A 16,702-nucleotide genomic window follows, 5' to 3' on the forward strand; every position below is an offset into this window, starting at 1 on the left:
TTGCCTGGCGGCTGTAGCGCGGTGGTCCCACCTGACCCCATGCCGAACTCAGAAGTGAAACGCCGTAGCGCCGATGGTAGTGTGGGGTCTCCCCATGCGAGAGTAGGGAACTGCCAGGCATCAAATTAGAAGTATGGCATTAACTTTCGGGGCAGTTCACTACTCGACAGAGAGTAGGACAAAAGCGAAGCTTTTGAACGTTGCGAAGCAACGGCCCGAAGGGTGAATCACAAAGTGATTCATAAACTGCCAGGCATCAAATTGCAGTAAACCGGGATGAATAGTCCGGGTAGTGACAAAGAAATTCGGTGGAGCGGTAGTTCAGTCGGTTAGAATACCTGCCTGTCACGCAGGGGGTCGCGGGTTCGAGTCCCGTCCGTTCCGCCACTTATTAAGAGCCCTGAGCATATTTGCTCAGGGCTTTTTTCTTTGTGCGTCGGATAATTATTGCTGTTTTAGCAAAAATCCTCTGCATTTCACGATCTTTTTCTCAATCCTCTCCCTCGTCATAATGGTCTCAGTTAACCCATTTTGATAAATAAAGAGGAAAATCATGACAATCCCTGCATTTGGTCTCGGTACCTTCCGCCTGAAAGACGACGTTGTTATTGCATCCGTTAAAACCGCGCTGGAGCTTGGTTACCGTACTATCGATACCGCACAGATCTATGACAACGAAGCGGCCGTCGGCCAGGCAATTGCCGAAAGCGGCATTGCGCGTAATGAGCTGTTCATCACCACCAAGATCTGGATTGAAAACCTGAGCAAAGACAAGCTGATCGCGAGCCTCAAAGAAAGCCTGCAGAAGCTGCGTACCGACTATGTTGACCTGACGCTGATCCACTGGCCGTCGCCGAACGATGCCGTGGCGGTTGAAGAGTTTATGGCTGCGCTGCTGGAAGCGAAAAAACAAGGTCTGACTCGCCAGATCGGGATCTCTAACTTCACGATTCCGCTGATGGAGCGCGCTATTGCAGCCGTAGGCGTAGAGAATATCGCCACTAACCAGATTGAGCTGTCACCGTATCTGCAAAACCGCAAAGTCGTTGATTGGGCTACCGAGCACGGTATCCATATCACTTCTTATATGACGCTGGCATACGGTAAGGCACTGAAAGATGAAGTGATTGCTGCCATCGCGAAGAAACATAATGCGACGCCTGCGCAGGTTATTCTGGCCTGGGCAATGGGTGAAGGCTATGCGGTAATTCCGTCTTCTACTAAACGTAAAAATCTGGCAAGCAACCTGCTGGCGCAGGATCTGAAATTAGATGCTGAAGATAAAAAAGCCATCGCCGCGCTGGACTGCAACGACCGCCTGGTCAGCCCGGAAGGTCTGGCCCCTCAGTGGGACTAATGACCCTTTAACCCTCTGAAACCCTCTGGTAGCCCGGATGAAACGCTCATGTCGACTCCGGGCCTCCCAATCAGCCGTGCGATTCGTTACAGATTCTCCTTCACGTACTCGCTCAGAAAATCAATAAATGCCCTGATACGGGTGCTCACTGCCCGGTCACTGTAGTAAACCGCGCTAAACGGCATTTCGACAGGCAGTCGCTTATCGGCCAACAGCTCAACAAACTCCCCGCTCGCAATCTCTTTATCCACCATGTAATCCGACAGGCAGGCAATACCGTTGCCGTTCAAACACAGCTGTTTGAGCGTTTCTCCGCTGTTGGAGGTAATGTCGCAGCTGACTTCCATAAACTGCCCATCGCAGCAGTACACTGGCCACGTGTTCAGCGAAGAAGGTTCGGTGAAACCAAGGCACTGGTGCTCTTTCAAATCTGCAACGTTCTCCGGCTTGCCATGACTGGCAATATACTCTGGCGACGCGATGATCTTGCGATAGCTGTTAAACAGGGGGCGAGCGCGTAGACTGGAGTCGGTTAATGTCCCCGCCCGAATGGCAACATCCACCTTACGCTCAATCAGGTTGATAAAGGTCTCAGACGACACCAGCGAGAGCGTCATCTCCGGGTAGCGTTCGCGAAACGGCTTAATCAACGGCATCAGGAAGTGCAACATCACCGGCGTGGCTGCGTCGACCCGCAGCAGACCACGCGGCGTATTGCGCGTATCCAGTAGCTCATTTTCCGCCGCGGCCATCTCTTGTAGCACAACCTGCATGCGACGAAAGTAGCGTTCTCCCTCTTCGGTCAGATTAAGCTGACGCGTGGTGCGGTTAAGCAGGCTCACTCCGAGCTTAGATTCCAGCTTCTTTACCGCCCGGCTCACCGCCGAGTTAGCCTGGCCAAGTTGCTCCGCTGCCCGGCTAAAACTTCCGCTTTCAACTACCGCCACGAAAATGGCGATCTCTTCTGATGTTGCTCTCATTATTGCACCTGACGCAAAATTCTATTGAGATTCTGAATATTTTTGTTATTTAAACACCCCGGCATACTACGTGTCATCTTAATACTGATGATGTGGAGTAAATTATGCCGCTGGCGCTACTAGCCTTAACGATCAGTGCCTTCGCTATTGGCACAACCGAATTTGTGATTGTCGGCCTGGTTCCGACGATTGCTGAACAGCTTGCCATCTCCTTGCCTTCCGCCGGGATGCTGGTTTCCATCTATGCTCTGGGTGTGGCTATTGGCGCGCCAGTGCTCACGGCCCTGACGGGCAAACTGCCGCGAAAACAGCTGCTGCTGGCCTTGATGGTGCTGTTTACCGTCGGTAACCTGCTGGCCTGGCAGGCGCCGGGATACGCCACCTTAGTCGTCGCGCGTCTGCTGACCGGTCTGGCGCACGGCGTGTTCTTTTCCATTGGCTCAACCATTGCCACCAGTCTGGTGCCAAAAGAGAAAGCCGCCTCGGCGATTGCCATTATGTTTGGTGGCCTGACTGTGGCGCTGGTCACCGGTGTGCCGCTGGGGACCTTTATCGGTCAGCACTTTGGCTGGCGTGAAACTTTCCTGGCCGTTTCTTTACTGGGCGTGATTGCGCTGATTGCCAGCGCCATACTGGTACCGGGTAATATCCCTGGCCGTGCACCAGCAAGTTTAACTGACCAGTTGAAAGTGCTGACTCACCCGCGTCTGCTGATGATTTACGCGATTACCGCGCTGGGCTACGGCGGCGTCTTTACCGCCTTCACCTTCCTGGCGCCGATGATGCAAAATCTGGCAGGCTTCACACCGAACGCGGTCAGTTGGATCCTGTTAGGTTACGGTGTGGCGGTTGCTGTAGGGAATATCTGGGGTGGTAAACTGGCCGATAAACACGGTGCGGTACCGGCGCTGAAATTTATCTTTGCCGCGCTGGCGGCGCTGTTGGTGGTCTTCCAGTTCACGGCGTCAATTCAGTATGCTGCGCTGGCAACAGTGTTGGTGATGGGGGTGTTTGCCTTTGGTAACGTGCCAGGTTTGCAGGTCTATGTGGTTCAGAAAGCCGAAGAGTATACGCCAGCTGCCGTTGATGTGGCATCGGGCCTGAACATCGCCGCTTTTAATGTCGGAATTGCTATCGGCTCCGTAGTGGGGGGACAAACCGTCGAACACTATGGTCTGGCCCAAACGCCGTGGATTGGCGCGCTGATTGTGGTGGGAGCGCTGCTGTTGACCGGCCTGAGTGGTCGCCTGGACAAGCCGGGTCGCGTCGTACTCGGTTAGAATTTTTTCGGTAAGCACAGGCTTACAGAAGTTCACCCAGCTTTATCACAAATAGCGTTGAAACCGTGGGCAAAAGCCCCTATAACTGAGGAACCTTCCTGGAATCAGGCGGGTTCTTTGCTTATTGAGGTTATAAAAGAAAGTGCGAAAAAATACCTACGCCATGCGCTACATTGCCGGACAGCCAGCGGAGCGGATCCTCCCGCCACCGGGCACGTACTCCGGGCTGAGCGAGGCATTATCGGTGGGTAAGCCGTTAAGCACTGAAGAGAATATTCGCATCCTGGTGTGGAATATCTTTAAGCAGCAGCGCGCTGAATGGCTGTCGGTGCTGAATAAGTACGGTAAAGATGCGCACCTGGTGCTACTGCAGGAAGCGCAAACCACGCCAGAACTGGTAAAGTTTGCGACCACTAACTATCTTGCGGCCGATCAGGTGCCCGCGTTCGCGCTGCCGCATCATCCTTCTGGCGTGATGACCCTGTCCGCTGCCCAGCCTGTTTACTGCTGCCCACTGCGTGAACGCGAGCCGATTCTGCGTCTGGCGAAATCGGCGTTAGTGACTGTTTACCCACTTCCTGATTCGCGATTGCTGATGGTCGTGAATATTCACGCCGTTAACTTTAGCCTTGGCGTTGATGTCTACAGTAAGCAGCTGATGCCCATCGGCGAACAGATTGCCCAACATAACGGCCCGGTGATCATGGCTGGGGATTTCAACGCCTGGAGTCGTCCGCGTATGAACGCGCTGTACCGTTTTGCGCGCGATATGTCGCTGCGCCCGGTACGTTTTGACGACGATCAGCGCCGTCGGGCGTTTGGTCGTCCGCTGGACTTCGTCTTCTATCGGGGGTTGAACGTGAACGATGCTTCCGTGCTGGTTACTCGCGCATCGGACCACAATCCATTGATCGTCGAATTCAGTCCCAGCAGGTAGGGCAGAAGACATAAAAAAAGGCACCGGGGGAAACGGTGCCTTTTTTACTGGATGCCTGTCAGGAGTCAGGACGGTCGCTGTTCTTAACATACAGCGTGAGCTGATCGCCCGGCTGCAGGTTGCCAGTGTCACTATTCCAGCGCATCACATCTTTGATGTTCACGCCGTGACGCTTTGCAATGCTCGACAGCGAATCACCTTTACGTACACGGTACGTAATGCTGCTGTTATCGGCAAGACGCGCAGCGCTGCTGCCTGCACCTACCGTTAAGCTCTGACCCACTTTCAGGTTGCTACCACGCAGGTTGTTCCACTGCTGCAGGTCCTTCGTCGTCACGCCTAAGCGTGATGCAATACCCGACAGCGTGTCGCCTGAGCGAACCTGATAGCTGCGGCTGGACATCGGCGTATTGTCAGCAACCAGCGTTGGCTGGAGGTCGGCAATTTCACCGGAGGCCAGGGATTCACGCAGCTGATCTGCATGCTTCTGTGGCACCATCACGTACTTTGGACCGCTTGCGCCGAGCGTAGAACCTTTAACGCCTGCGTTGAAGGTCTTCAGCTTGTTGACCGGCATACCAGCCATGTCTGCGAGCTGAGAGATCTCAACCGGGCTATCGAGGCGAACACGCGCCAGCGCACGGCTTTCGTCGGTTGTTGGCAGACGAACGCCATAGCGTTTGCTGTTTTTGAGGATGTCGCTCAAAGCCAGCATCTTCGGTACGTAGACCTTTGTTTCCTGAGGCAATGGAAGTGACCAGAAGTCCGTAGGCTTACCACGGGCTTTGTTCGCCTTCATCGCTTTCATTACACGGCCTTCACCGCTGTTATACGCCGCCACGGTTAATAACCAGTCGCCGTCGAACATTTTGTTCAGACGCTGCATCATATCCAGTGCTGCCGTTGTGGAAGCAACGACGTCACGACGTGCGTCATAACTGCGGGTCTGTTTCAGACCATAATTGCGCCCTGTGCTCGGAATGATCTGCCAGATGCCTGCGGCATTGGCGCCAGACGTTGCGTGCGGGTCAAAAGCGCTCTCCACTATGGGTAGTAATACCAGTTCCATAGGCATGTTACGTTTCTTAACTTGCCCGGCTATCCAGTACATATACGGCTCTGCCCGTAAAGTTACATCGTGGAGATAGCTCTTATTTCGTAAGTACTTCTGTTTCTGTTCGCGAACCCGTGCGTTATCCGGGATTCCCATCTTTAGCTCGTCGCCAATATAAGCCCACAAGTCCTGATTCTGCATGTCGAATGTCCCATCGTCCATCCAACGTGCCTGACTTGCGAATTTACTTGCTTCCCCTTGACTAGCCGCAGAAAGGCTCTGTGCGTGCTGTTGGACGTTGCCCTGCTGTGACGCCTGGCACCCCACGAGCAGGACAGAGGCGAGTAATATCGCTTTTGCCTTCATGTGTGTGTCAATAGTTGCTTAAAAGACGACCGATAATAACGACGAACTTTCGAAAACGCAACCCGGAAGTATCAGAAGTTATCTTTCTTTGACCGTAACCATGCAAAACGCTCTTCAGATTGTAGCAACTTTGTTTCTTTGTTTATTTCATTAATTAAATCAATATCATCCGTTCTTAAAAAGAGATTAATTTGACGCTCCTTTTTCAGAGTTGTGGGGAGTGTTATTTGGTTTTTTGCGCGTAACTCCTTCACTTCTCGATAGTATTCGTTAATGAACAAATCATGCGGTAAAACGCTCAGGGCGAACTTCATGTTGGAGAGCGTATACTCATGTGCGCAACAAACTAGCGTCTCTTCTGGCAGGGTGTTAATGCGCTGCAGCGAGCGGTACATCTGGGCTGGCGTGCCTTCGAATAAACGTCCGCAGCCCCCGGAAAACAGGGTGTCGCCGCAAAAAAGCCACGGCGCGCTGTAGAAACAGATATGTCCTAAAGTGTGCCCCGGTGTAGCGAAAACGTGAAATTCCTGGTCGAGTACGCGGATCCGATCGCCATCGGCGACAATTTTTGTTGTTCCTTTGTTACGTGTCTCTTCCGGACCGTAAACGATCAGATTCGGATAATGCCTATGCAGATCCGACACGCCGCCAACGTGATCGTGGTGGTGATGGGTTAAGAGGATCGCCTCCGGCTGCCAGCCGTTTTCGGCGATCGCTGCCAGTACCGGGGCGGCTTCACCGGGATCGACAATCAGACAACGGCCCGTTTCATCATTAAGAACCCAGATGTAGTTGTCCTGAAACGCCGGAATACTGTTAAGATTCATTAGTTACCTCTTAAGCGTAGGGAAGGTGTGATGAAACCGGCAAGGATACCTCAAACAGTCTCAGCGCCTGTCTCGTGGGCGCAATTGCCCTGGGGTGAATATTATCGCGAGGCTATCGATCGTCAACTGAAACCCTGGCTCGGAAAGTTGTACGGTTTTCACCTGCTCAAGGTCGGTAACCTGAGCGCCGAAATCAATACCGAAGCCTGTGCGATCTCACATCAGGTCAATATCTCGCTGGAAGGCAGCCCGATGCAGGTACTGGCCGATCCGCTGCATTTGCCGTTTGCCGAGAAGTCGGTTGACGCCTGCCTGCTCGCCCATACGTTGCCCTGGTGCAGCGACCCACACCGTATGCTGCGCGAAGCCGACCGTGTGTTAATTGATGACGGCTGGCTGATTATCAGCAGCTTCAACCCGGTGAGCCTGATGGGGCTACGCAAGCTGTTTCCGGTGCTGCGCAAATCCGTCCCTTACAACAGCCGAATGTTTACCATGACCCGCCAGCTCGACTGGCTGGCGCTGCTGAATTTTGAAGTGCTGCACCAGAGCCGTTTTCAGGTGCTGCCCTGGGCGAAGCAGGGGGGCGTCATGTTGAGCACCCATTTGCCTGCGCTGGGTTGTCTGCAACTGATTGTCGCGCGTAAACGCACCATTCCGTTGACGCTGAACCCGATGCGACAAAATAAGGCAAAAAGCCGTATCCCGCAGGCGGTCGGCGCGACCCGCCAGTACCGTAAACCGCCGGACGCTTAGGCTTCCGGCTGGTAGCCAACGTCGTCGTGGGTTGGCGCGGAGGCTGCCGCTCGTGCCAGCTCATCACAGCGTTCGTTCTCCGGATGCCCGGCGTGGCCCTTCACCCATTCCCAGCGGATGTCATGCTGGCCGAGGGCCGCATCGAGCCGTTTCCAGAGATCGACATTCTTCACCGGCTTTTTATCCGCCGTCTTCCAGCCACGTTTTTTCCAGTTGTGGATCCACTGAGTGATCCCCTGGCGTACGTACTGGCTGTCGGTGCTCAGCACCACGGTGCACGGTTCTTTCAGCGCTTCCAGCGCGACGATCGCCGCCATCAGCTCCATCCGGTTGTTGGTGGTCAGGCGATAGCCTTCATTAAAGGTTTTTTCCCGCTGACGATAGCGTAAAATAGCGCCATAACCGCCAGGGCCTGGGTTACCAAGGCAAGAGCCATCGGTGAAAATTTCTACCTGTTTAAGCATCTCTGGTAGACTTCCTGTATCTGCAATCGAAAGTAAAACGGCAAGTCTGACATAAATGACTGATATGAGCACTGCAATTACGCGACAGATCGTTCTGGATACCGAAACCACCGGTATGAACCAGATCGGCGCGCACTATGAAGGTCACAAGATCATCGAGATCGGTGCCGTCGAAGTAATCAACCGTCGTTTGACCGGCAACAACTTCCACGTTTATCTCAAGCCCGACCGGCTGGTGGACCCTGAAGCCTTCGGCGTTCACGGTATCGCCGACGAGTTCTTGCTGGATAAACCCACCTTTGCCGACGTTGCCGATGAGTTTCTTGACTACATTCGCGGCGCGGAGCTGGTCATCCATAACGCATCGTTCGATATCGGCTTTATGGACTATGAGTTTAGTAAGCTCAATCGCGGTATTCCAAAAACCGATACCTTTTGTAAAGTCACCGATAGCCTGGCGTTGGCGAGGAAAATGTTCCCCGGCAAGCGTAACAGCCTCGATGCGTTGTGTTCGCGCTATGAAATAGACAACACCAAGCGTACGCTGCACGGCGCGCTTCTCGATGCCCAGATCCTGGCAGACGTCTATCTGACGATGACCGGTGGGCAGACGTCGATTAAATTTGCGATGGAAGGCGAAGGGCAGCAACAGGTGGGGGATACCGGAATTCAGCGTATTGTCCGCGCGGCGAGTAAACTGCGCGTTGTTTATGCGACCGATGAAGAGCTGATGAACCATGAATCGCGGCTTGATCTGGTGCAGAAGAAGGGCGGAAGCTGTCTCTGGCGGACATAAAACCGCTATTTTGCTGTGAAAATAAGCGTATGGGCGAATTTTGCAGCAAACGATTCAAAAACAGAGAAAAAGCGTTGACGGTTTCCGAGGGAATCCGTAATATTCGCCTCGTTCCCAAGGGAACACAGCGGAGCGGTAGTTCAGTCGGTTAGAATACCTGCCTGTCACGCAGGGGGTCGCGGGTTCGAGTCCCGTCCGTTCCGCCACTATTCAGGAAGCCCGAATCAGCAATGATTCGGGCTTTCGTCGTTTTAGCCTTCCAGGATTTTCGGCGCAGCTTTGCCGTCCTTTCATTACCCTAACGCAAACGGATCGGCATCCTGCCAGGCAGGGAAATTCTCGCGATACTCCTGGAGTTGCGTCAGAGAAAGCTCTCCGTCAATGCGGGTCGCCAGATGGGGTTCGGCGGTAGCCAGAATCTCGCCCTGTGGGGTGATGATGCGGCTATCTCCGCGGTAGTGATGGCCGTTGCCGTCGGTACCAACGCGGTTGCAGCCAGCGACGTAAGCCTGATTCTCAATAGCGCGTGCCGTCAGCAGTGCCTGCCAGTGCAGTGAACGCGGCGCGGGCCAGTTGGCAACGTACAGCGCCAGGTCGTAGTCATTGCGGTTGCGCGACCACACCGGGAAACGCAGGTCGTAGCACACCAGCGGCAGAATGCGCCAGCCGCGCCACGTCAACACCACGCGCTGGTTACCCGCAATATAGTGGTGATGTTCATCGGCCATACGGAACAGATGGCGTTTGTCGTAGAGGTGGATCTGACCTTCCGGCTCCACGAGCAGGAAACGATTGACCGCACCCAGCGGCGTTTGCAGCGCGGCGCTGCCGGCAACCAGGGCGTTGGTGCGCAGTGCCTGCTCTCGCATCCAGGCGACAACCTCTTCCTCTGCCATCGACTGTTCGGCGGCTTCCATGGCAAATCCGGTCGTAAACATTTCCGGCAGTACAATCACGTCGCGCCCGACAATCTCTTCCATCTGCCGATCAAAGTGACGCAGGTTGGCTGGTCCATCCATCCAGACCAGGGGTTGTTGTAAAAGGGTAATCTTCAAGCCAGGCACGGTGATGAGCTCCTTTATTGCAGGACGTAAATCTAACTGTAACACCTTATCAGGACGCTGCCGCGCTGAGGACTGTCTGGATAAAAAAAAGCGGAGCCAGGCTCCGCTTTGGGGATAACGAATCGAAGAGGTTACGCGGCTTCAACCTTGCGCACGTTGTCCGGCAGCTTTACCGGCTTGGTCGCCAGCTCGTCCGGAGCGAAATCGTCGACGTTGATGCTGCGCAGACGACTTTCTTCCGCTTTGATCAGAATGGCCGCTTCTGTCTGATCGATAAGCCCTTTTGCCAGCGCGTTACGTGCCAGTTCGTCCAGGCGGGTAAACGGCAGGTTTTTGCCAATTTCTTTACAGATGCGCTGGTGGATAGGGTCGGCTGCCATCACGTCTACCAGCGCTTCTTCCAGCAGGCCCACCGGGTTATGTTCGCTCGGCGTCAGGTACTGGCCACGGCCAATACGGGAGCGAGTGGCGCTCGGCGTTTGCAGAATCTTCGCCACGCTGTGATCCAGCTTATCGGACGGCGCATCGTAATGACGGCCGGTCGGGAAGATGGCGAGGCGCAGGGCACCGGCAACAAAGCGGTTCGGGAAGTTCTTCAACAGATCGTCAATTGCTTGCTCTGCCTGGTGCAGCGCATCCTGCACGCCCCAATGTACCAGCGGTAAATCGGCTTCATGGCGACCTTCATCGTCATAGCGTTTCAGGACGGCAGAGGCGAGGTACAGTTGGCTCAGCACATCGCCCAGACGCGCGGAGATACGCTCACGACGCTTCAGGCTACCGCCCAGCACCGCCATGGAAACATCAGACAGCAGGGCCAGGTTGGCGCTCAGACGGTTCAGATGCTGGTAGTAACGCTTCGTCGCATCACGGGTCGGCGTCGAGCTGGTTAAGCCACGAGTGAGACCTAACCAGAAGCTGCGCACTTTGTTGCTACCGACGTGGCCGATGTGTTTAAACAGCAGTTTATCGAAGGCGTTAACGTCTTTACTCTGCGCGGCGGCCATCTCTTCCAGCACGTACGGATGGCAGCGAATGGCGCCCTGGCCGAAGATCATCATGCTACGGGTCAGGATGTTTGCACCTTCTACGGTGATGGCAATTGGCGCGCCCTGGTAAGCACGGGCCAGGAAGTTGCCTTCGCCCAGCATAATGCCTTTGCCCCCGGCGATATCCATGGCGTCAACAATGGACTGCTGGCCGCGATGGGTACAGTGGTACTTGACGATAGCCGACAGGACCGCCGGTTTTTCACCGAGCATAATGCCGTAGGTAATCAGGGTCGCGGCGGCGTCCATCACATAGGCGTTGCCGGCGATACGCGCCAACGGCTCTTCAATGCCTTCCATTTTACCAATGGACACTTTGAACTGACGGCGAATATGCGCGTAGGCACCGGTGGCCAGCGCGACGGATTTCACGCCGCCGGTGGAGTTCGACGGCAAGGTAATGCCGCGGCCTACGGACAGACACTCAACCAGCATACGCCAGCCCTGACCGGCCATTTTTGGCCCGCCGATGATGTAATCGATTGGAACAAAGATGTCCTGACCGCGGGTTGGGCCGTTCTGGAACGGTACGTTCAGCGGGAAGTGACGACGACCAATTTCCACGCCGGGGGTGCTGGTGGGGATCAGCGCACAGGTAATACCTAAGTCTTCCGCGCCGCCCAGCAGTTTATCCGGATCGGAGAGTTTAAACGCCAGCCCCAGTACGGTGGCGATTGGCGCGAGGGTAATGTAGCGTTTGTTCCAGGTCAGGCGCATACCCAGCACCTGTTCACCCTGCCATTCCCCCATGCAGACGACGCCGGTATCCGGAATAGCACCGGCATCAGAACCGGCTTCCGGGCTGGTCAGCGCGAAGCAAGGGATCTCCTGACCACGCGCCAGGCGCGGCAGATAATGATTTTTCTGTTCTTCAGTACCGTAGTGCTGCAACAACTCGCCCGGCCCTAAGGAGTTCGGTACGCCGACGGTAATCGCCAGGATCCCGGAAACACCGGACAGCTTCTGCAATACGCGTGCCTGAGCATAAGCGGAGAATTCCAGGCCGCCGTACTCTTTCTTAATGATCATTGCGAAGAAGCGGTGTTCTTTCAGGTACGCCCACAGCTCCGGCGGCAGATCCGCCATTTCGTGGGTGATCTGGAAATCATTCGCCATGCGGCAGGCTTCTTCCACCGGACCATCGATAAAGGCCTGTTCTTCGGCGGTGAGCTGCGGACGTGGATAGTTGTGCAGCTTTTTCCAGTCCGGATTACCGCGGAACAGATCGCCTTCCCACCAGGTGGTGCCGGCATCGATCGCTTCTTTTTCGGTGCGCGACATCGGAGGCATTACCTTACTGAACATGCGGAATACCGGCGCGGAGATCAGCGCTTTACGCATTGGCGTAAAGTTGAACGGCACCAGAATGATGGCCAGCGGTACCAGCAGCCACAAATTCCACAGGCCAGCAGCGCCGAGCGCCGCGGTCCACGCCAGTAAAATCACGCTACCGAGCGCTAAACTGATGCGGTGATAGAAGAGTGCACCGAGTAAAGCAATGGTTAAAACAATACTCAAAATCATCATAGAGAAATGCCCCTGTCTTGTAGGAGGTCTGACCACTTGTGATGATATGGTTGTAGTTGATGTGATTTTAATTAGCAATGTGTTTACAAAATAATTACAACCTCGCTCACATTGTTGATGCTTTTTAGCGCACCAAAAATTCAAACATCCGCTGAATACATCGGCCCTTGCTTCTCTGTGGTGATGCTATCCGGTACACTAGCGGCGACAATTTTATTAATGCTGAAGGATTATCCTCATGTACCAGGATCTTATTCGTAACGAACTGAATGAAGCGGCCGATACGCTGGCAAACTTTCTGAAAGATGAAGCCAATATCCATGCCATTCAGCGCGCAGCAGTCCTGCTGGCGGATAGCTTTAAGGCCGGTGGTAAAGTGCTTTCCTGCGGTAACGGCGGCTCTCATTGTGATGCGATGCACTTTGCCGAAGAGCTAACCGGTCGCTATCGTGAAAACCGTCCGGGCTACCCGGCGATTGCGATCTCTGACGTCAGCCATCTCTCCTGCGTGAGCAATGATTTCGGCTATGAATATGTTTTCTCTCGTTACGTTGAATCCGTGGGGCGCTCGGGCGACGTGCTGCTGGGTATTTCCACTTCTGGCAACTCAGCTAACGTGATCAAAGCGATTGAAGCGGCACGTGCGCAAGGCATGAAGGTCATCACCCTGACCGGTAAAGACGGCGGTAAAATGGCCGGTTCTGCGGATATTGAAATTCGCGTACCGCACTTTGGTTACGCCGATCGCGTGCAGGAAATTCACATTAAAGTGATTCACATCCTGATCATGCTGATCGAAAAAGAGATGGTTAAGGCATAAGTTTCACGGGGCTTCGGCCCCGTTTGCTGTGGAGGTGTGATATGTGCGAACTGCTCGGGATGAGCGCTAATGTGCCAACCGATATTTGCTTCAGTTTCACCGGGCTGGTACAGCGCGGTGGCGGCACCGGGCCGCATAAAGACGGCTGGGGTATCACCTTTTATGAAGGAAAAGGGTGTCGCACCTTTAAAGATCCACAGCCCAGCTATCAGTCGCCGATTGCCAAACTGGTTCAGGATTATCCTATCAAGTCCTGTTCGGTGATCGCGCATATCCGTCAGGCGAACCGCGGCATGGTGGCGCTGGAAAATACGCATCCATTCACCCGTGAGCTGTGGGGACGCAACTGGACCTACGCCCACAATGGTCAGCTCTCTGGCTATAAAACGCTGGAGACCGGACAATTCCGCCCGGTCGGAGAAACTGACAGCGAAAAGGCATTTTGCTGGCTGCTGCACAAGCTGACCCAACGCTACCCGCGTACGCCCGGAAATATGCAGGCGGTGTTTAAGTATATTGCTTCGCTGGCGGAAGAAATGCGCGCAAAAGGCGTGTTCAATATGCTGCTGTCTGACGGGCGTTACGTCATGGCGTTCTGCTCCACCAACCTGTACTGGATTACCCGTCGGGCGCCGTTTGGCGTGGCGAAGCTGCTGGATCAGGATGTGGAAATTGATTTTCAGCAGGAAACGACCGCCAACGATGTGGTGACTGTGATTGCCACCCAACCGCTGACGGGGAATGAAACCTGGCACAAGATTATGCCAGGCGAATGGCGCTTATTTTGTCTCGGGGAGCGCGTAGTTTGACGCCAGCTGCGGCTGAACCACTTCGTGGCTCAGCGGCTTGCTCACGACATAGCGGCCATCGACGACCGAAACCATCGGCGGTTTGTGCGTCTGCTGGAAGTAGTCGTAGCCCGGCTTAAGCTGCTGCCAGAAATCTTTGTAGTAGGAATATTTATGACGTTCCATGTTGGCATCGGTCATGCGGAACGGATAAATGCTGACCTGGACGCTGGACTGCCCGAAGACCAGCGCGCCGGTTACGAACTGGAAGATTTCATCAATACCCGAGTCGGTCATGGCATAGCAGCCCACCGACACGCAGGCACCGTGAATCATCAGGTATTTTCCTTCATAGCCATGCGCGCGGTCATACGCGTTCGGGAAGCCGATATTAATCGCTTTATAGAAGCGGCTGTCTGGCTTCAACTGGCTACGTTGTACCGAATAAAACCCTTCCGGGCTTTTGAAATCGCCCTGACGCTGCTTCGGCCCTAAACCGCCGGAGTAGTTACAAATTTTATAGCTATCAAGGAGTTGATAGGTTTCACCCATTTTCACATAGAGGTCGAGCGTGCGCTCTTCCTTGAAAATCTGGATGTAGACTGGGGAGCCCATCAATTGCTGCTTATATTCTTTGCTGACAGGCGTCGTCGGACTGTTGCTGCTCATTAACCCAGCAAACGAAACGCACGGCATTAAAAGCATCGCAATAAATAATGCGATTTTGCGCATACTACTTGTTCCTTGATAAAAAATAACTACACGCCAGGAGAGGCAACAGAGAGAAAAAAGCAGACAAATCTGTTTTTTGTGCGCTCACCTTAGCACCACCGCATTTTTTCGCAAGTGGGGCGTTTGGCGTTTACAATTTCGTGTTGTATTCCCACGATGGGGCGGTGTGTTGTGCTGATCGCCCGCTAAATGGAAGCCTGTAAAAAGAGTGTAGGATAAACCGATGATTCGCCAGATGTCTTTGTCCGAATCCGTAGCAGTTTGCGTCTCAGCTCGCAATTTAGTGGCCAGAAAAGCGGAACTGCTGCATCAGCGAAGGATAAAATGGTAAACTTTCGTTACGTAATCATTCAGGCTGAAAATGGGTAAAACGGATACTCGCTGGATGATTCAGGTAGTAACTCTCTAAACAGTGTAAGAAAGGATGCTTCAGATTCTCATCATGCCTGGTGATGGAATACGATTGGCCTTCAGGCGAACCTCCTTTCTTTTGTCTCGTTAACCTAAACGCTGGCCTCAGCGCTGAGTTGACGCCGTCGTTAACGGATACCTGCGAACAGTATGATTAAAATAACCAAAGGCCTCGATCTGCCTATAGCTGGATTGCCCGACCAGCAACGTATTGATGACGTTGCCGTGACCCGCGTGGCGGTAAAAGGCGAAGAATATAACGGACTGCGTCCTTCGATGGCGGTAAAAGAGGGCGACAGGGTCGTGAAAGGGCAACTGCTCTTTGAGGACAAGAAGATTCCTGGCGTACGTTTCACTGCCCCCGCCAGCGGTACGATTAGCGCAATTCACCGTGGCGAACGCCGCGTCCTGCAGTCGGTAGTCATTGACGTCGAAGGTGACGAGTCGTTGAACTTTACGGCCTATCCTGCCGATGAACTGGCAACGCTGCCGCGCGAAGTGGTGGTGACGCAGTTAGTGGAATCCGGGCTGTGGACGGCCATGCGCACGCGTCCGTTCAGCAAAACCCCGGCGCCTGGTTCAGTACCGGCGGCGATTTTCGTGACCGCTATGGACACTAACCCGCTGTCCGCCGATCCGCAGCCAATTATTCTCGCCCAGCGCGAGGCGTTTAACGCCGGCCTGACCGTGCTGACGCGTTTGACTGACGGTAAAGTCCACGTCTGTCAGAACAGTGGCGGCAAACTGGGCGGTCATCCGCAGGGGCAGGTGACATTCAATCAGTTCACTGGCCCGCATCCGGCAGGGTTAGTCGGTACTCACATTCATTTCCTGGAGCCAGTCAGCTTGCAAAAGCAAGTATGGCATCTGAACTATCAGGACGTGATTGCCTACGGCAAGCTGTTCCTTGATGGTGTCATCTGGACCGAGCGCGTCATCGCCCTTGGCGGCCCGCAGGTTAAGCATCCTCGTCTGTTACGCACCTGCCTGGGGGCCGATCTCAATGCCCTGCTGGCGGGAGAACTGCACGAAGGTGAAAACCGCATTTTGTCCGGCTCCGTACTTAACGGCAGCCAGGCATCGGGCCCGCATGCGTTTCTTGGCCGCTTCCACCTGCAGGTGAGCGTGCTGAAAGAAGGGCGCGAAAAAGAGCTGCTTGGCTGGGTAACGCCGGGGCGAGACAAGTTTTCGATTACCCGCACCACGCTGGGCCACTTCCTCAAGAAGAAGCTGTTTAATCTCTCGACGGATACCCATGGCGGCGAGCGCGCGATGGTGCCTATCGGCAACTACGAGCGGGTGATGCCGCTGGATATTCTGCCCACTATGTTGCTGCGCGACCTGCTGGCAGGCGATACCGACAGCGCGCAGGCGCTGGGCTGTCTGGAGCTTGATGAAGAAGACCTGGCGCTGTGCACCTACGTCTGCCCGGGCAAATACGAATACGGGCCGGTTTTGCGCCGCGTATTAACGCAAATTGAGCAGGAAGGTTAA

At 54.4% G+C, this 16,702-nt stretch carries 15 protein-coding genes, 2 tRNA genes and 1 rRNA gene; 11 read left to right on the forward strand and 7 right to left on the reverse strand.

Annotated features, from left to right (window positions below):
- Positions 1–3: 3 nt before the first annotated feature.
- The 3 genes from rrf to dkgB all read left to right on the forward strand — a co-directional run bounded on the left by rrf (position 4) and on the right by dkgB (position 1,357).
- Positions 4–119, forward strand: a 5S ribosomal RNA gene (rrf, locus tag NNN71_RS12145).
- A 191-nt stretch (positions 120–310) separates the two neighbouring features.
- Positions 311–387, forward strand: a tRNA-Asp gene (locus NNN71_RS12150).
- A gap of 166 nt (positions 388–553) precedes the next feature.
- Positions 554–1,357 (forward strand): 2,5-didehydrogluconate reductase DkgB, encoded by an 804-nt coding sequence (dkgB, locus tag NNN71_RS12155; RefSeq protein WP_271458588.1) that lies wholly within the window; start codon positions 554–556, stop codon positions 1,355–1,357.
- Positions 1,358–1,443: 86 nt separating this feature from the next.
- Here the strand turns inward: dkgB and yafC are convergent, their stop codons facing one another.
- A complete protein-coding gene (gene yafC / locus NNN71_RS12160) occupies positions 1,444–2,337 on the reverse strand; it encodes a DNA-binding transcriptional regulator YafC (protein WP_271458589.1) in 894 nt (297 codons plus the stop codon).
- A 104-nt stretch (positions 2,338–2,441) separates the two neighbouring features.
- Here yafC and NNN71_RS12165 point away from each other — a divergent pair, with 104 nt between their 5' ends.
- Both NNN71_RS12165 and NNN71_RS12170 read left to right on the forward strand, forming a co-directional pair.
- Entirely contained in the window at positions 2,442–3,617 is a 1,176-nt protein-coding gene (locus tag NNN71_RS12165) for an MFS transporter (RefSeq protein WP_271458590.1), read from the forward strand.
- Positions 3,618–3,759: 142 nt separating this feature from the next.
- Positions 3,760–4,554: an endonuclease/exonuclease/phosphatase family protein gene (locus tag NNN71_RS12170; protein WP_064547635.1), complete on the forward strand. Its 795-nt coding sequence runs from the start codon at positions 3,760–3,762 to the stop codon at positions 4,552–4,554.
- A gap of 58 nt (positions 4,555–4,612) precedes the next feature.
- Here the strand turns inward: NNN71_RS12170 and mltD are convergent, their stop codons facing one another.
- Positions 4,613–5,974 (reverse strand): murein transglycosylase D, encoded by a 1,362-nt coding sequence (mltD, locus tag NNN71_RS12175; protein ID WP_167576683.1) that lies wholly within the window; start codon positions 5,972–5,974, stop codon positions 4,613–4,615.
- Between the two features lie 71 nt (positions 5,975–6,045).
- Positions 6,046–6,801, reverse strand: coding sequence for a hydroxyacylglutathione hydrolase (gene gloB, locus NNN71_RS12180; RefSeq protein ID WP_249022286.1), 756 nt, complete (start codon positions 6,799–6,801; stop codon positions 6,046–6,048).
- Positions 6,802–6,831: 30 nt separating this feature from the next.
- Between gloB and NNN71_RS12185 the strand changes: the two genes are divergently transcribed.
- Positions 6,832–7,557, forward strand: a complete 726-nt coding sequence (locus NNN71_RS12185; RefSeq protein WP_167576680.1) for a class I SAM-dependent methyltransferase — start codon at positions 6,832–6,834, stop codon at positions 7,555–7,557.
- Here the strand turns inward: NNN71_RS12185 and rnhA are convergent.
- Positions 7,554–8,132 (reverse strand): ribonuclease HI, encoded by a 579-nt coding sequence (rnhA, locus tag NNN71_RS12190; RefSeq protein ID WP_167576678.1) that lies wholly within the window; start codon positions 8,130–8,132, stop codon positions 7,554–7,556. The genes NNN71_RS12185 and rnhA overlap by 4 nt on opposite strands.
- On the opposite strand from rnhA, the gene dnaQ reads away from it, so the two are divergent.
- Entirely contained in the window at positions 8,086–8,817 is a 732-nt protein-coding gene (dnaQ, locus tag NNN71_RS12195; protein ID WP_163449453.1) for a DNA polymerase III subunit epsilon, read from the forward strand. The genes rnhA and dnaQ overlap by 47 nt on opposite strands.
- 129 nt (positions 8,818–8,946) lie before the next feature.
- Positions 8,947–9,023, forward strand: a tRNA-Asp gene (locus NNN71_RS12200).
- Positions 9,024–9,110: 87 nt separating this feature from the next.
- Here NNN71_RS12200 and NNN71_RS12205 read toward each other — a convergent pair.
- Positions 9,111–9,881, reverse strand: coding sequence for an amidohydrolase (locus NNN71_RS12205; protein ID WP_271458591.1), 771 nt, complete (start codon positions 9,879–9,881; stop codon positions 9,111–9,113).
- 131 nt (positions 9,882–10,012) lie between these two features.
- On the reverse strand, positions 10,013–12,457 hold the full coding sequence (gene fadE, locus NNN71_RS12210) for an acyl-CoA dehydrogenase FadE (RefSeq protein WP_249022280.1): 2,445 nt from the start codon (positions 12,455–12,457) through the stop codon (positions 10,013–10,015).
- Positions 12,458–12,695: 238 nt separating this feature from the next.
- Here fadE and lpcA point away from each other — a divergent pair, with 238 nt between their 5' ends.
- Together lpcA and NNN71_RS12220 are read left to right on the forward strand one after the other, a co-directional pair.
- Entirely contained in the window at positions 12,696–13,277 is a 582-nt protein-coding gene (gene lpcA, locus NNN71_RS12215; RefSeq protein ID WP_065357896.1) for a D-sedoheptulose 7-phosphate isomerase, read from the forward strand.
- Between the two features lie 41 nt (positions 13,278–13,318).
- Entirely contained in the window at positions 13,319–14,086 is a 768-nt protein-coding gene (locus tag NNN71_RS12220; protein ID WP_064547651.1) for a class II glutamine amidotransferase, read from the forward strand.
- Here the strand turns inward: NNN71_RS12220 and dpaA are convergent.
- Entirely contained in the window at positions 14,057–14,797 is a 741-nt protein-coding gene (gene dpaA / locus NNN71_RS12225) for a peptidoglycan meso-diaminopimelic acid protein amidase (RefSeq protein ID WP_271458592.1), read from the reverse strand. The genes NNN71_RS12220 and dpaA overlap by 30 nt on opposite strands.
- 561 nt (positions 14,798–15,358) lie before the next feature.
- Here dpaA and NNN71_RS12230 point away from each other — a divergent pair.
- Positions 15,359–16,702 carry a Na(+)-translocating NADH-quinone reductase subunit A gene (locus tag NNN71_RS12230; protein ID WP_271458593.1) on the forward strand — a complete coding sequence of 448 codons (1,344 nt, stop codon included), beginning with the start codon at positions 15,359–15,361 and terminating at the stop codon, positions 16,700–16,702.

The sequence above is a fragment of the Kluyvera sp. Awk 3 genome, from assembly GCF_028069715.1.
In the GTDB taxonomy this organism is placed as follows: Bacteria; Pseudomonadota; Gammaproteobacteria; order Enterobacterales; family Enterobacteriaceae; genus Kluyvera; species Kluyvera georgiana_A.

Excerpts from the sequence above, each read along its gene's own strand:
- dpaA (WP_271458592.1), bottom strand. The coding sequence starts at position 14,797 with ATGCGCAAAATCGCATTATTTATTGCGATGCTTTTAATGCCGTGCGTT.
- mltD (WP_167576683.1), bottom strand. The coding sequence starts at position 5,974 with ATGAAGGCAAAAGCGATATTACTCGCCTCTGTCCTGCTCGTGGGGTGC.
- dkgB (WP_271458588.1), top strand. The coding sequence starts at position 554 with ATGACAATCCCTGCATTTGGTCTCGGTACCTTCCGCCTGAAAGACGAC.
- NNN71_RS12185 (WP_167576680.1), top strand. The coding sequence starts at position 6,832 with ATGAAACCGGCAAGGATACCTCAAACAGTCTCAGCGCCTGTCTCGTGG.
- fadE (WP_249022280.1), bottom strand. The coding sequence starts at position 12,457 with ATGATGATTTTGAGTATTGTTTTAACCATTGCTTTACTCGGTGCACTC.
- lpcA (WP_065357896.1), top strand. The coding sequence starts at position 12,696 with ATGTACCAGGATCTTATTCGTAACGAACTGAATGAAGCGGCCGATACG.
- yafC (WP_271458589.1), bottom strand. The coding sequence starts at position 2,337 with ATGAGAGCAACATCAGAAGAGATCGCCATTTTCGTGGCGGTAGTTGAA.
- dnaQ (WP_163449453.1), top strand. The coding sequence starts at position 8,086 with ATGAGCACTGCAATTACGCGACAGATCGTTCTGGATACCGAAACCACC.
- gloB (WP_249022286.1), bottom strand. The coding sequence starts at position 6,801 with ATGAATCTTAACAGTATTCCGGCGTTTCAGGACAACTACATCTGGGTT.
- NNN71_RS12220 (WP_064547651.1), top strand. The coding sequence starts at position 13,319 with ATGTGCGAACTGCTCGGGATGAGCGCTAATGTGCCAACCGATATTTGC.
- NNN71_RS12165 (WP_271458590.1), top strand. The coding sequence starts at position 2,442 with ATGCCGCTGGCGCTACTAGCCTTAACGATCAGTGCCTTCGCTATTGGC.
- NNN71_RS12230 (WP_271458593.1), top strand. The coding sequence starts at position 15,359 with ATGATTAAAATAACCAAAGGCCTCGATCTGCCTATAGCTGGATTGCCC.